Source organism: Planococcus sp. S3-L1 (genome assembly GCF_030063085.1).
Classification (GTDB): Bacteria; Bacillota; Bacilli; order Bacillales_A; family Planococcaceae; genus Planococcus; species Planococcus kocurii.
Genome location: NZ_JASISN010000020.1, coordinates 17,188 through 30,467 on the forward strand (window position 1 = coordinate 17,188; position 13,280 = coordinate 30,467).

Below are 13,280 nucleotides of genomic sequence, written 5' to 3' on the forward strand. Positions count from 1 at the left end.
TATCCGTAGGCGACAACCCAAAACCGGAAGGGCTTTGGACCAGGTCACCACCCCGAATTTCGGGTGGTGTATAACTGGGCACTCGCTTGAAAGCTCGGATTCATTATACCATATTTTATCCATTTATCGTGAATTATTTTAACGTATATGTTAATATTTTAATATATAAATTAAAAAGGAGTGAAGATCAATGGCAAACAACATTGAAAAGATCACAAGCATTGAGGAACAGATTGAGAAATTAAAGGAAAAGCGAAAGAATTTAGAGAAACAAATGCAGCAAAACATCGGGGCTGAGTTATTAAAAGAGTGGCATGTGGAATCAGAAGAAGAAGCAATTAAGTGGATTCAAAAGCTGGCTGTTCAAGTAAACGAAAAAGAAGAACAACCCGAAGCGTGGGATGTCCATGAAGCTGAAAACAGATAACCTGGCCAAGTCGCAGGAGTTAAAAAAACAAATTGCGGATTTGCAAAAGAAGAAAAGCCAGTTACAGAATGAAACGCAACGAAGAGCAAGCTGGGAACAACGCAAAGTACGAACCAAACGCTTAATTGAAACAGGAGCCCTAGCTGAGAAATACTTTGGGTTAGAGACGCTCACAACAGAAGAACGAGAAAAGATATTTCAAACATTTTCGGGATTTATAAAGAGTAAAATTCAACAAAAATAAGACAAGCGCTATTAAATTAAAAGGCGCTTGTCTCTCTATTAACGTTAACACTAGTCCATTGCTCAGTAGTAAAAGAAAGCAGTTCCTATTTTTTTATTTCAGCTTCTTCCAATGTTTCGTAAAATAACTCTTTGTTGTCTTGCGTTAAAATAACGCCATGTGATGAACGAATAATATAAACCAAAAAAACACCCTTTCAGTCTAAAGTTATATATTTGAATCAATTTCATAAAGTGTTCTTTTTTAAAATCACCTTGGATGAGCCAGATGGATACCAAAGGTGATTTTAATTTTTCTATGGATGATATCTCTAGTGGTTAAAAAATATGGCTATTCTTCAAATATTCGGTCCATATATGCTGAATAATATTAATGTAACGTGTAGTAAGGTTTGTATTAAAACAACATATACTTCAGCTTTTAAAAAGGCTGGCAAAAGGTTTGCTTTTTTCTTTTGAATTAAATAATACAGCGCAATCAACATATTCGGAATTGATGCTAATGCTAGATTCACTGGAATTACCCAATATAGATTGTTGAGAATTTCTTGAGTGGTATGTGCTTGGCTCATACTCATAGCCATCGCAAATACCACTGCCGAATGAAAAGGAAGTAAAAACGTATTTATTAAAATAAATGTCTTAGTTATCTAAGTTCCTCTCCTCTCACTTATTGATCAATAAAACGAGCATAGAACTCTGAAAGAGAATGGGAATCTACATGGGGACTCATCATAATATTCCGTCCTCAGTTTAGTAAAGTCGACTAAGTAGAATCCTTGTGTAACGTTAATACACTACACCCCTCACCATTGGGTCAGGAGTTGCTAAATCAAAATTGATAGCATCAACAGGTTTTCTTTGTTAAAAGTTATATTTTATAATGTAAGGTCATCATGACATATAACTTCTAAAGGTTCAGGCGAATCTTCTAAGAAAATCCCTGCCTTTTCATGCAGTAATTCTTCTATAGATTTATTTGATCATGTTTATTTTTTAATTGGATAGTTTCCAAGACGTTGAGGTGAAAGATGTATAAAGTGACTTTGCTTAGGTTGTTCTTTTCTAACGGTCTCCCCTTCTGTTGAACTTTTGAAATATTTTCTCTGTATAAAATTTTTTAAAAGATAAATAATTCATAATGTGATACACGCTTTTAGTCGTAGTTAGTAAATAATTCTATCTAAAAACTATCTAACAAAGGTAAAAATATCTACCTAGCAAAGGAAGAAGTTTGCAAGTAATACTTTCTATCATTTGCATGCTAGCATATCCGTATGCGTGCATACTTTCTGTCTGAAAATACTGTGTAGTTAAAAATTATTTGTAGAAAGTTTTCTCCAATGGTATACTTGCATACATTAGAGTGAAACATTAAATGGTAATAATTTATACATATAATAGTAAGGGGGACAAATAGATGAGAAAAGATAAAAAGGGTATAGTAGTAACATTTGGGAATTTTAAAGGTGGCACTGGAAAGACTACCAACAGCACAATGATTGCTTACGCTTTATCGAATATGGGTTATAAAGTCTTACTAAGTGATCAAGATCCACAAGCGAACGCTACTAGTCTTTATTTGAAAACTAAGTCGGAAATATCTGGCGAAATCGTAAGCTTTAATAAAACGCTAATGACAGCTATCCAGGAAGAGAACTTAGAAGAAATTATTACCGAAATTAAAGAAAATTTATTTCTTTTACCGAGTTTTAGTGACTTTGCATTGTATCCAAGATTTTTGGAGAAAAAATTTCCGAATGAAGTGGACCGAGTTCAATACTTCTCCAAATTAATTGAACCAATCAAAGAAGAATTTGATTTTATTTTTATTGATGTCCCTCCTACTATTTCAATCACAACGGATTCGGCTTTATATGCTTCTAACTTTGTAGTAGTAGTCCTGCAAACACAAGAACGTAGTTTGCAAGGTGCAGAAGTATTTACAAAATATCTCCAATCACTTATTGATGAATATGGGGCGGAGCTGGACATTATTGGTATATTGCCGGTTCTTTTAAAAAATGGTGCTGCAGTAGATTTAGCGACTTTAGAAAATGCTAAAGAAATCTTTGGTGAAGAAAATCTATTTAAGATTGTTGTGAAAAACATGGAACGTTTAAAGCGTTTTGATATTACAGGAATTACAGATGCGGATATGCATGATCGTCGGGTGCATGAGAGTTATAAAGAGATTGCAGAAGAGTTTATTTCACGCTTAAATACAGAACTTGAAGGGGCTGAAAAATAAATGAGTAATCTATTAAACAAAAATTCAAAAAAGAAGTTATTGGATAGAGGTCCACAAATTCAGCCAACTACCCCTTTTAAACTGGACGATGTGGAACCAGTGGTTCAAGCAGAACCTGAGAAAATAGTAAAGAAGAAGACAATCTCCTCTGAAAAAAAAGAATCAAGTGTGCGCGTCAAAAAATCAACCCGGAATAAGTTAAATGCCCTAGTTAGTTTAAATAAAGCAGATACAATAGATGACTTGATTGAAATCATGTTTGATGAATACTTTTCTGTACATGTAACTAAAGACGAGAAAAAGCAATTTGATATGGTTATGGATTTGTATAAATCTAAAAACTAAAGAAAATTCCTTGGTTGCTTGAGTTCAACTGAGGAATTTTTATTTTGATAAAAACGGTATGCAAGTATGCAGATATACCAGTATGCACGCATGCAAGCATACACATATACCAATATGCAGGCATGCAGGCATGCACATATACCAGCATGCCTACATGCCTGCATGCAGGCATGCTGGTATGCGAAATATAAAAATATAATCCTAATTAACAATTCGAAAAGCTTGATTTAATAAGCTTTTAAGATAATAAAACTTCGATTTAAGTTTTATAAAAATCGCATGCACATATGCTGGTATACCCGCATGCAAGCATGCATATATGCAAGTATGCATGCATGCGAGCATGCATATATGCAAGTATACCCGTATGCAAGCATGCACATATGCTTGCATACGGGTTTATAAAGTACCTCTAAATGCTATTGTAGCGCTGTTTTTTCTCTTCTATACTTTAATTCTAGTTAAGAATTATAAGTTTAATAAGGAGGAAGAGACGGTGGCAGATCTTTCAAAAGTAATAGAATTGATTCTACATAATGGAATTGAGAAATATAAAAAAATAGGTTCTGCTGCCTCTCTTCCTCAATTGAATAGAGCAAGGAATGAAAAAAAGCACCAGAAGATAGGAGCGATTTCTGTAGTTCGCTCAAAAGAAGATCTTTCTACACCATCAGGTGTGAAGGGTTATGTCATCACGTCCCGAGAAACTCTCTTGCAGGACGCTCTTTTGGTTTCCCATTGGAACCCCAATGTCTTTAACTACTTAAGGTATTCTGATGAAAAAAGACGGTTCCTCAAGGGACACGAAGAGAAGAACCTCCAACAAATCAATACCTTCGTCGTGGACATCGATACGAAAAAACAACCGTACACTGAAATTTTAACAGCAGCGTTGGATCACAGCATCGGCGTGCCGACCATGGTCTTGGAAACGCCGAAAGGGTTTCAAGTCTATTTTGTGTTGACAAAACCGTTATTCATCAGCAATCAAAACGATTTTCGTGGGCTTAAGGTAGCGAAGCGCATTTCTGAAAACATCAAACAGAGTCTGGCCAAAGTTTTACAAGGAGTCGATATTTCTTGTAATGACTTTGGTTTTTTCCGTATGCCGAATAACGATAATATCCGTTGGTTCTCTGAAGAAATGGTGTACGACTTTGGTTCGCTCATTGCGTGGTCGAAACGGCAAGACGACGATCAGGGGAGGGGACTCTTTGTGGTCGTCAACGAACCGACGGTTCAAGATCCCACGCAAACGGCTTGGTTCCAAGAACTGTTGAAAACGCGTCACGTGAAGGGCGAGTCTGGGCAATTGGGGCGCGACAACTTAATGTTTACGTTAGCGCTCGCTTGCTACAGTGCAGGCAAAGGAAACGATGAGACGCTTGATTTACTCGATGAGTACAATTCAAGTCTGGCTTTGCCCTTACGACATAGCGAAGTCCAAAAGATCGTGAGAAGTGCTTACAAGGGTCGATTTAAAGGCGCACATCAAACGTACATTCAAGAATTACTAACGGAATGGGTCAGTCACAAAGAAGTCACCATCGAGAATCCGATGGGTGGCTGGTACAAGTTTAAGAAAGAACGAAAAGATCGCAAGCGCAGCCATTACGATGAATGGGAAGCCGATCTCTTGAGCTATATCCAAACGGTCAGCTCACTGGAACAACCGATTCACTGGTCTACGCAAAAAGAAATTTGTGAAGCTGTAGGAATGCCCCGCAGCACGTTCAACGAAGTAATTAAACACTCCAAGAAAATCCTCATCAAGAAAAGTGGCAAAGGCCGTGCAGCCAAGACCGGATTGACGTCGGTTGCTGTGCTTCTTCAGTGTGCCCTCAGTTACCAACAGACCCACCGGGTCTTGTACCAAGAAGCACTTGACATCATGCTTACAGCGCGTGAAAACAAGGAAGCGATTCGTGAAGTCATGACAGAGGTAGCGTGGTTCCGTGAACAGCAATCCTCACCGTCTTCAGCTGGAAAAAAATTCAATTCTTCTTAATGGTCCAGTCTGCCAATACATATCTGTATACACGTGTTTTTATCCAGGCTTGTTTATTGGTTATCTATCCATCGCTCTTTCAGGGCATTAAAAAAACACTCAGCAGGAATGCTGAATGTTTACGTATCGGATTTATTGTTGGGGTTGTAGGTATTGAATCGTTCGTATATTTTTTCGAGTTGTTTTTCTTTGAAATCGTCTTTAAAGGCGCGTAGGAATATTTCAGTCGGATCGATCTCGAGAACATTGGCGTAATGAATCAACCAACCGATGGATACATTTTGCTTGCCCCGTTCAATGTTGGAGATGGTGGGGCCATTCATTTCACTAATAGCTTCAATGTCTTTTAATTTCAGCTTTTTCTCGAGGCGAATAGACTTGAGTGCACTGCCGATTTTTTCATAAACATTGTGTTCATGTTGAGAGGTCATATGAAAAATCCTTTCAGGTGGCGATGCCGTTTTTTCTTTTTCCGTGTTATACTGGTTCTCATAATTTAATATATATATTAAAAAAATCTCTACAGACTCTTTTATTGGTAGTTTGGCGACCGTCAATAAAAGAGTAACCACGTAGAGAAGTTTCAAGAGAACGATTCATGCTTTGATTATAGCACAATTGCAGTGCTGGCGAGTAGGGGCATTTCTTTTGTTTCGCTGTAGAAGGCTTGAATTCCCTTGGAATTTCTCGGATAAAACCAAAGAGAATGAGAGGGGTAGTTTATATGAATGGAAAGTACAACATACGCGAAGAGGCAGCACAACGATTTTACCGGTTACCGAAAGTCTTTTTTACAAATGAACGCTACAAAAAGATCAGTAACGATGCGAAAATCGCCTTTGCGATCTTGCAAGACCGACTGGATTTATCGATTAAAAACGAGTGGTTTGATGACGAAGGGAATATTTACTTTTTGTACGGAAATCAACAACTCGCGGAGATTTTGAATTGCAGCAAACCCACTGTGATAAAAATCAAAAAAGAACTGCATCAAGTAGTGTTGTTAGAGGAAAAGCGAATGGGTTTATCGCAGTCGAATCGATTGTATTTGTTAAAACCGGTTGCGGAAGTTTCAGACGTGAAGCCAATCGATCAATCGACAAATGAGCCTGGATCCCTTGGGGGACAGCAGAAGTTAAAATCTTTTACTTCAAGAAATCAAACTTCTTTACTTCAAGAAGTTAAAATTTTTAACACTAATGATACTGATCTTAACAATACTGATCTTAGTAAGACTGAAATAAAGATCCATCAACTGAAGGAGAAAACAACTCTTCCTGAATCGATTGTACAGGTCTTAATCAAACACCAACAGCGATTGATGGATGATCACATTGAGGTAGAAGAGATTGCGAACCATTACTTCGCCCATCAAGAAGTGCTGACAGTTCATCAGTATGCAGATGCCTTGCAGTATTCCCTTGAACGGACACCGGGTCGGATTAAGAGCATCACGGCACGGTTAACGAAAGCCGTAGAAGATAAAAAGAAATGGTTGGGCATCCAAACGCAACCTCCTCAACAACCAATTAGAACCGAGAAGGTTCCAGAATGGTTGAACCAATCGAAGGTTCAACAGACGGCTTCTAATACGTTGTCTCCAGAAGAAATAGCAACTGAAAAAGAGAGAGTACTCAGCAAACTAGCCAAACGGAAGTCCAAGTGACTTCCGTTTTTTAATGTATATGTAAAAAAATATATGATTAATTATAGGACTTTTAAATTAAAGACTAAGTAAAAAGTATTATAAGCACACAAAACCTTTAAATACAGTGAATAAAAAAAGGGAGTTAAGTAATGTCATTTTTTTACCATTTCAGGTTGCCTGTTTTACGGCACTTTGTTAATGTGAAGGCAACAGAAGAAAGGTGGTGGCAAATGTGTTTGATCGAATTAGTGTGTTCTTAAATACGTTGTTCAGTGACATGCAAACAACGTTCATTACAATTTTTATGATTGGGTTGTTGATTTCAGCCATTGGCGTTTGGGCAGGCGATGAACAATCGTCACCGAAATTTAAAAACGGCTTGAAACTCTGCGTCTTGGGCGTGGTGTTGTTCCTATTAGCCAAACCGGTAATCGACTACATCCAAATGAACCTGTAAGAAAACGTGAGAAAGTATGTGATACCAATGCGGACAGATTCCTATATGGAACGTCAGGAACGGCTGCGTGAGCGAGGGAAAGTGGAGTTGCCCTTAAACATTGATACCAAGAAATACTTGTATGGGAATATATCATTCCAGGATGTGTTCATCGTTTCCCCGTTTCTACTCTTGGGAGCATTCATTTCGTATGTGCTGTATCAAGCCGGGACGTTGAATCAGCAACTTTTACTTGTGGCGTTTGTGCCAGCGATGATTGTGACGGTGTTTCAGTTAAACAAGCACCCGGTTCGCAAAAACTTGTCGCTTTTGCAATATAAAGTGATATGGAAATTGCGCGCAAAATACCGGAAGAAAGATTTTCATTACGCGAAAGGAGCCTTACCCATGAGCCGAAACGAACGCGACACGCGAACGGAATTAGGATTAGCGAATATTGCCAACGGCTGTTTGGAGTCCTCGGACCGGCGTTTGATTAAGGTGTTGGAAGTCTCTTCGGTTAACTTATCGCTCATGAACGAACTAGCGAAAGAAAATGTATTGTCGGCCTATCAAGCATTTATCAACGATACGGGCGAGAAACAAATTCAACTGATGCAAGTGGCACAACCGATCAACTTAACGAATTACCTGATGTGGTTCAACGAGCAAGTGGATCAAAATTCGTCGTATGCGAAGCGCATGCTGAAACAAGGCTACGCCGATCAAATTGAACGCATTCAAAAGTCGAAGAACATGGTCACACGGAAACGGTATTTGGTGATTTCCAAGCCGATGACGAACTCTCCAAAAGATTACTTGAAACTTGAAACCACGGCGAATATTCTTCAATCGAAGCTCGAACAGATGTTATCGGGATACGAGAAATTGGACGTCAAGATTTTGGAGAACGACGACCTGTTGAAGTTCTATTATGCGTGCATCGACTTTGAGAATGCTCAAGCGCAAGGACAGAACATCGTTCACAAAACGAACGCCAAACTGGACGTGGTGGTTGGGAAGAATACCGCGAAAGCATTAGTTGAGCAATACAAGAGCTTGCTCAACGATCGATTTGAATAGGAGGTGGACAACGGATGTGGAAACCGAAGTGGCTGCAGCCCAAGCAAGCAGACGAAACAACCTTTGAAGATACGGTCAGTGGCATGAACGAAACGCTTCTTACGGCTATTGCCCCGGACAACTTGACGGAGTTTGATTCCTCGGTGCGTGTAGGTGCGAATTACACGCGGACGCTTCTCATCGTGGACTATGACCCGATTCAAGATCAAAACAAGATTCAGCAAGTGACCGAGATTCCCGAGAACGTATCGCTGGTCCATTACATGCAGGAATACAACATGGGCGAAGTGCGCACGCAACTCGTGAAAAGCATCAAGCAGAACCGAATGAAGATGAATACGCGCTTCGCCGATGAACAGACGATGATTGAATCGGAAGGGCAAATTGAAAGTGCCTCGGAAATGCTGCGGAACTTGTCGTATCGTAACGACAAGATTTACCTGTTCCATACGCTCATTCATTTGGTGGCGAGTTCCCAAGAAGAACTGGACCAACTGACGACAACCGTCAAAAGCAAATTCTCGAAGATCGGCATCATTCACAACCCGACAGACCGTGCGGTCGATGCCTTTCGTTCGTTTTTGCCCCTGAACGACAACAAAGTCGACGAACTGACGTACAAAATGACCAACTCGGAAGCGATCTCGTATTTCTTCCCGTTTCATGAGAACGAAATGTTCTCCGAAACCGGCTTGATCAAAGGACGCAACATGACGACAGGAAATGTCGTGATTGTCGACGATACGACGCTCTTGAACCGGCATGAGTTCGTCATTGGCATTTCCGGGATTGGGAAATCCACGTACTTGTTTGCGAACATGACCAATAAGCACATGCTCGGTCGGAAAATCATCACAGTAGACCCGAAAGGGGAATTTGGCCGGAACTACGCAGATCTCGGCGGTGCGTGGGTCAAGTTTCAGCTGAAAGGCGGTAACCGGATCAACCCGATGGATCTTCCGAAAATCAGCGAGAAGATTCAACTCGAAGAAACCGAACTGGGCAACATCTTGTTGACGAAGATTTCGAATTTATTGGTCATGTTCCAACTGATGTATAACTCGATGAGTGACTTGCAAGAGGACATCCTAAGTCGCTACATCCAGAAAGTCTACGAAGAAAAAGGGATTGATGAGACGACCGATGTGAACCAACTGACGGCCGACGACTACCCCATCTTAGAAGACTTGTATCAGCTGATTGAACGCGACAAAGTAAATGATCCTCCGTTATACGAGCGCATCCGGGATTTCCACACGACCTTGGAAACGTATGTATACGGCATTTATTCGGAACTGTTCAACGGATCGACGAACGTCAATATTGATAATGAGTTGGTGTGCTACGACTTGAAGGAAATGAGCAACAACGAAAAGATCCAGCGCATTCTCTTTTACAACATCCTGTCGCACACCACCTACGAAATCATGAGTGGCGACCGGCAACCGAGCGAAATCTTTATTGATGAAGCGCACGTTATTGCCGATCCAAAAGTGCCGAAAGCGATGGAATTCATCTATTTCATGATGAAGGTCCTTCGGTCGTTCAACTGTGGCATTACAACAGCTTCACAATCGGTGGAAGACTTCTTATCGGCACGGGATGAAAACCGGAACTACGGGAAAGCGATTATTACGCAATCGGTTCAACGGCTGTATTTGCCGATGAGTGAGGAAGAGCTAAAGTACCTGGAAGAAGAACTCGGCAATCAATTTTCCAAAGAAGAACGATCGACCTTGATTCTGAAAGACGGCAAAAAGAAAGAGCAAGCCGGCAAAGGCATTTTCTATACCGGTTCCAAAAAAATCAAGCTCGAAGTCCAATTAAACGAAGTGACCGAGAAGTTGTGGTTTGAACAAAAGAGCATTAATGAACTGACGATTTGAAAAGGGATGAGGGCATGAATCCAAAAGATACAGCCAAAACAATCGGGTCCATATTGCTGACAAAGGTATTGTTCAGTCCACTGGGATTGATTGCCGTTGGGGTTACATTTCTGTTGGTCCTCCTGCCCGTCTTCATGTCGATGGCGAGTAAGGGTGAAGATTTTAACTTAGACGACCCCAATAGCAATTTAGAGGCGCTCTCAGCTTCTTCAGGAGGCGCATACTGCGCCCCGGAAGGTGAATTGGACAAAGCTCTTTGGGAAGCAGAATTCGTCTCTGCGGGCGTTTTTGAGGGAATGGAGGACGTGTTCTTGTCAGTAGCCGAAGAACAGGGCATTGATCCCGTGTTGATGGCTGCCATTGCGTTGCACGAAACCGGCTACGGGACGTCTTCGGCTGTTGTGGACAAGAACAATCCCGGAGGGTTGATGGGAGCAAATGGACTGTTTGTCTTTGAAACGTTGGAAGAAGGCATTGCCTCGATGGGCAAGACGCTGCACAACCGAATCATTCAAGATGGGCTCGTGACGATTGCCGACTTAGGTTCTGTTTATGCACCGATAGGAGCTAGTAATGACCCGACCAATTTAAACAGTCATTGGGTTCCAAACGTCACCCAAGTGGTGAGCTCGTTAGGTGGATTAACGATGAACTGCACGAGCAATATCGGCGAGTTTGTTCAACCGATTCCAAATGTCACCGTCAATTCCAACTTCGGCATTCGCGTTCATCCCATTACCGGAGAAGTGTCAGCGCATGAGGGCGTCGATTTGGCCTGTAGCCAACCGGATCCGATTTACGCAGCCAAAGAAGGAACCGTGGTCTTTGCCTCTTATCCATCCGGTATTTTGGCAACGTACGGAAACGTGGTCGTTGTTGAACATACAAATAAGCACTTTAGCTTGTATGCCCATCTCAGCAAAATTGACGTGAAAGTGGGACAGGAAATTGGCCAACTTGAACCTCTCGGTCAGTGTGGCACTACTGGACGCTCGACCGGCGATCATTTGCACTTTGAAATCCATACGGACCGCATGTTTGGCAACCGAGTCAATCCCATGAAGTATCTCGAAGCTGGAAAGGAAGAGGGCGCATGAAACCAGTAAACTTACAAACCATTGTGCTTGGGGCGCTTGCGTTGCTACTCGCGATCGTGAGTTTCAACCTGTACTTCAGCAAACAAGACGCCGAAAAGAAAAATGAGCACCTCACAAAGCAAGTCGAGAAGCTAACCACAAAGGAAAAACAACAAGAAGCGCTTTATGCTCAGACGGAAGCCTTTATCGAATCCACATTTGAAGGCGACTCCATTCGTTATTTTTCAGAAGCGTACCGGTCAGAAGTTGAAAGCGAAGTCGAAGAAGCTGAAACGATGCACGGTCATAGCCGAAGCAACACGGAAGAGTTAGAGGTATTCAATATTTCCGTTCGTCCGGAACAAGAAGGGTATCAGGTCTATGCGATTTATCGAATCACTTTAACGGGTGTAGACGGAGAACTGGATACGCCAGGCACGCAGCGTGTGATGTACCTCATGTCGCAAATCCATTGGATAGAAGAGCAAGGCGAGTGGAAAGTGAATGCACACGATCTGGAGCCCTTAACGTCCGGAGAAGCGTTCGAGGAGGCGACGAAAAACGGATAAATGGAAGTGAAAGGATGATCGAGATGAAAGAACAACTCAAACAGGTACTCGCCTTCCAGCAACAAATCCAACAGAAGATGGATCGATTGATTGATCGACTTTCTCGAACAGCCATTGAACAGGAAGAACGCAAGTTTGAATTGATGTACGATAAGCATCTGAGTGAAAAAGAGAAGGTTGATATAAAGAAACAAATCATTATGAAGTGGGCGATGGTCGTAATTGTTCCTCTTCTTTTTCTTGTTTTGACACTATTGAATAAGGAGGTAATGATGTGAGAAGAATTTTGATAGCAGTATTTCTTTTGCTTTTTTTCTTCTTCCTTCCGATTTCAGTAGTTGCTGAAGAGGGCCAATTTATGGAAGAGACAATTGAAGAATATAAGACAACCCAGTCAAATAGTGAAAAAGTAGACAGTGTTGAATCTTATATGAAAAACGTTCTTTATCTTGAACAATATGATTACAGTACAAATCAATTTAGCTGTAAATGGCACGAAATCGGTTGTCACACTAATAGTTTTTTATTCACGACAGTAAGTGGATTTATATTTGGTGCGGTAGATAGCTTCAGTAAGTTTCAGATTGATTCCGATTTTATTACAGGAAATCCTGTTTATGAAGGATACATGCTAAATTTTAAATCGTTAGCATGGACAATTACAGCCATTTTTATTGTATGGCAAACGACGAAAATTGTTATCCTGTACACTGGAAATGGCGAAGAGGGAATGAACTCGCTCCATGACAAGCTAATTGCTGTAGTCACTGGCGGTATTTTGCTGGGTGTCTATGCACAATTGTTTGATTGGATTTTGGAGTTAACCCATCTGCTAACAGAAACAATGCTCACGTCACCGGTTACTCATTACGATATTATGCAAGTAATGGCCGTGAATTCAGTAGGCTATGGGCTAATTTTAATGATTGTTGTCTCAGCCATTCTGTTCATTTTTTTCCTATCAATTCTTTATCGAACAGTATTATTTGTAATTCTTTATATAACAGGTGTTCTGGCGATTCCTACGATAGTTAATGATCAGTACAATTTTTTTAATCTTTGGTTGAAAACAGTGGTGAGTAATATACTAACTCTTACAATCCAATTATTATGTTTTGTGTTAGGAATAAAAACACTAGTGGATCTAACCGATGGGGAAAGCATGATTTTAGGAATGATTTTCTTTATCGTAGGGTTAACGATTCCTACATTATTGAATCAATTTGGAGCTTCTACAGGTTCTGCAAAAGCAGTTGGGTCTTCAGTTAAATATGTTGCTCGATATGCAAGAAGATAAAGGAGTGTAAT

Annotated in this window: 15 protein-coding genes; 13 read left to right on the plus strand and 2 right to left on the minus strand. The window is 40.6% G+C overall.

The features are described 5' to 3' along the window. Window positions 1–190: 190 nt before the first annotated feature. Both QMF37_RS14935 and QMF37_RS14940 read left to right on the plus strand, forming a co-directional pair. Complete coding sequence (locus tag QMF37_RS14935; protein WP_283478736.1) at window positions 191–427, plus strand: hypothetical protein; 237 nt, start codon at window positions 191–193, stop codon at window positions 425–427. After that, complete coding sequence (locus QMF37_RS14940) at window positions 408–671, plus strand: hypothetical protein (RefSeq protein WP_283478737.1); 264 nt, start codon at window positions 408–410, stop codon at window positions 669–671. The genes QMF37_RS14935 and QMF37_RS14940 overlap by 20 nt, the downstream gene beginning before the upstream one ends. A gap of 337 nt (window positions 672–1,008) precedes the next feature. On the opposite strand, the gene QMF37_RS14945 is transcribed toward QMF37_RS14940, so the two are convergent. Next, the gene (locus tag QMF37_RS14945; RefSeq protein WP_283478738.1) at window positions 1,009–1,254 is read right to left on the minus strand and encodes a hypothetical protein; all 246 of its coding nucleotides are present in this window, start codon (window positions 1,252–1,254) and stop codon (window positions 1,009–1,011) included. A gap of 836 nt (window positions 1,255–2,090) precedes the next feature. Here QMF37_RS14945 and QMF37_RS14950 point away from each other — a divergent pair. The 3 genes from QMF37_RS14950 to QMF37_RS14960 all read left to right on the plus strand — a co-directional run bounded on the left by QMF37_RS14950 (window position 2,091) and on the right by QMF37_RS14960 (window position 5,274). After that, a complete protein-coding gene (locus QMF37_RS14950) occupies window positions 2,091–2,921 on the plus strand; it encodes a ParA family protein (protein ID WP_283478739.1) in 831 nt (276 codons plus the stop codon). After that, window positions 2,922–3,266, plus strand: coding sequence for a DUF5388 domain-containing protein (locus QMF37_RS14955; RefSeq protein WP_283478740.1), 345 nt, complete (start codon window positions 2,922–2,924; stop codon window positions 3,264–3,266). A gap of 496 nt (window positions 3,267–3,762) precedes the next feature. After that, window positions 3,763–5,274, plus strand: a complete 1,512-nt coding sequence (locus QMF37_RS14960; protein WP_283478742.1) for a primase C-terminal domain-containing protein — start codon at window positions 3,763–3,765, stop codon at window positions 5,272–5,274. Between the two features lie 119 nt (window positions 5,275–5,393). On the opposite strand, the gene QMF37_RS14965 is transcribed toward QMF37_RS14960, so the two are convergent. Then, window positions 5,394–5,705 carry a helix-turn-helix domain-containing protein gene (locus tag QMF37_RS14965; RefSeq protein WP_283478743.1) on the minus strand — a complete coding sequence of 104 codons (312 nt, stop codon included), beginning with the start codon at window positions 5,703–5,705 and terminating at the stop codon, window positions 5,394–5,396. Window positions 5,706–5,998: 293 nt separating this feature from the next. Between QMF37_RS14965 and QMF37_RS14970 the strand changes: the two genes are divergently transcribed. From QMF37_RS14970 to QMF37_RS15005, 8 genes are all read left to right on the plus strand, one after another. After that, window positions 5,999–6,940: a replication initiator protein A gene (locus QMF37_RS14970; RefSeq protein ID WP_283478744.1), complete on the plus strand. Its 942-nt coding sequence runs from the start codon at window positions 5,999–6,001 to the stop codon at window positions 6,938–6,940. A 214-nt stretch (window positions 6,941–7,154) separates the two neighbouring features. Further along, entirely contained in the window at window positions 7,155–7,379 is a 225-nt protein-coding gene (locus tag QMF37_RS14975) for a hypothetical protein (protein ID WP_008498891.1), read from the plus strand. Between the two features lie 27 nt (window positions 7,380–7,406). Next, window positions 7,407–8,441 carry a TrsD gene (locus QMF37_RS14980; protein WP_283478745.1) on the plus strand — a complete coding sequence of 345 codons (1,035 nt, stop codon included), beginning with the start codon at window positions 7,407–7,409 and terminating at the stop codon, window positions 8,439–8,441. Between the two features lie 143 nt (window positions 8,442–8,584). Next, window positions 8,585–10,327: a VirB4 family type IV secretion system protein gene (locus QMF37_RS14985; protein ID WP_283478746.1), complete on the plus strand. Its 1,743-nt coding sequence runs from the start codon at window positions 8,585–8,587 to the stop codon at window positions 10,325–10,327. 14 nt (window positions 10,328–10,341) lie between these two features. After that, the gene (locus tag QMF37_RS14990) at window positions 10,342–11,424 is read left to right on the plus strand and encodes a peptidoglycan DD-metalloendopeptidase family protein (protein WP_283478747.1); all 1,083 of its coding nucleotides are present in this window, start codon (window positions 10,342–10,344) and stop codon (window positions 11,422–11,424) included. Then, window positions 11,421–11,972 carry a hypothetical protein gene (locus tag QMF37_RS14995; RefSeq protein WP_283478748.1) on the plus strand — a complete coding sequence of 184 codons (552 nt, stop codon included), beginning with the start codon at window positions 11,421–11,423 and terminating at the stop codon, window positions 11,970–11,972. Before QMF37_RS14990 ends, QMF37_RS14995 begins: the two co-directional genes overlap by 4 nt. A 14-nt stretch (window positions 11,973–11,986) precedes the next feature. Continuing rightward, a complete protein-coding gene (locus QMF37_RS15000; RefSeq protein ID WP_283478750.1) occupies window positions 11,987–12,250 on the plus strand; it encodes a hypothetical protein in 264 nt (87 codons plus the stop codon). Continuing rightward, the gene (locus QMF37_RS15005) at window positions 12,247–13,269 is read left to right on the plus strand and encodes a conjugal transfer protein TrbL family protein (protein ID WP_283478752.1); all 1,023 of its coding nucleotides are present in this window, start codon (window positions 12,247–12,249) and stop codon (window positions 13,267–13,269) included. The genes QMF37_RS15000 and QMF37_RS15005 overlap by 4 nt, the downstream gene beginning before the upstream one ends. Window positions 13,270–13,280 lie beyond the last annotated feature (11 nt).

Excerpts from the sequence above, each read along its gene's own strand:
- QMF37_RS14950 (WP_283478739.1), top strand. The coding sequence starts at position 2,091 with ATGAGAAAAGATAAAAAGGGTATAGTAGTAACATTTGGGAATTTTAAA.
- QMF37_RS15000 (WP_283478750.1), top strand. The coding sequence starts at position 11,987 with ATGATCGAGATGAAAGAACAACTCAAACAGGTACTCGCCTTCCAGCAA.
- QMF37_RS14980 (WP_283478745.1), top strand. The coding sequence starts at position 7,407 with ATGCGGACAGATTCCTATATGGAACGTCAGGAACGGCTGCGTGAGCGA.
- QMF37_RS14965 (WP_283478743.1), bottom strand. The coding sequence starts at position 5,705 with ATGACCTCTCAACATGAACACAATGTTTATGAAAAAATCGGCAGTGCA.
- QMF37_RS14945 (WP_283478738.1), bottom strand. The coding sequence starts at position 1,254 with ATGGCTATGAGTATGAGCCAAGCACATACCACTCAAGAAATTCTCAAC.
- QMF37_RS14990 (WP_283478747.1), top strand. The coding sequence starts at position 10,342 with ATGAATCCAAAAGATACAGCCAAAACAATCGGGTCCATATTGCTGACA.
- QMF37_RS14935 (WP_283478736.1), top strand. The coding sequence starts at position 191 with ATGGCAAACAACATTGAAAAGATCACAAGCATTGAGGAACAGATTGAG.
- QMF37_RS14995 (WP_283478748.1), top strand. The coding sequence starts at position 11,421 with ATGAAACCAGTAAACTTACAAACCATTGTGCTTGGGGCGCTTGCGTTG.
- QMF37_RS14940 (WP_283478737.1), top strand. The coding sequence starts at position 408 with ATGAAGCTGAAAACAGATAACCTGGCCAAGTCGCAGGAGTTAAAAAAA.
- QMF37_RS14955 (WP_283478740.1), top strand. The coding sequence starts at position 2,922 with ATGAGTAATCTATTAAACAAAAATTCAAAAAAGAAGTTATTGGATAGA.
- QMF37_RS14970 (WP_283478744.1), top strand. The coding sequence starts at position 5,999 with ATGAATGGAAAGTACAACATACGCGAAGAGGCAGCACAACGATTTTAC.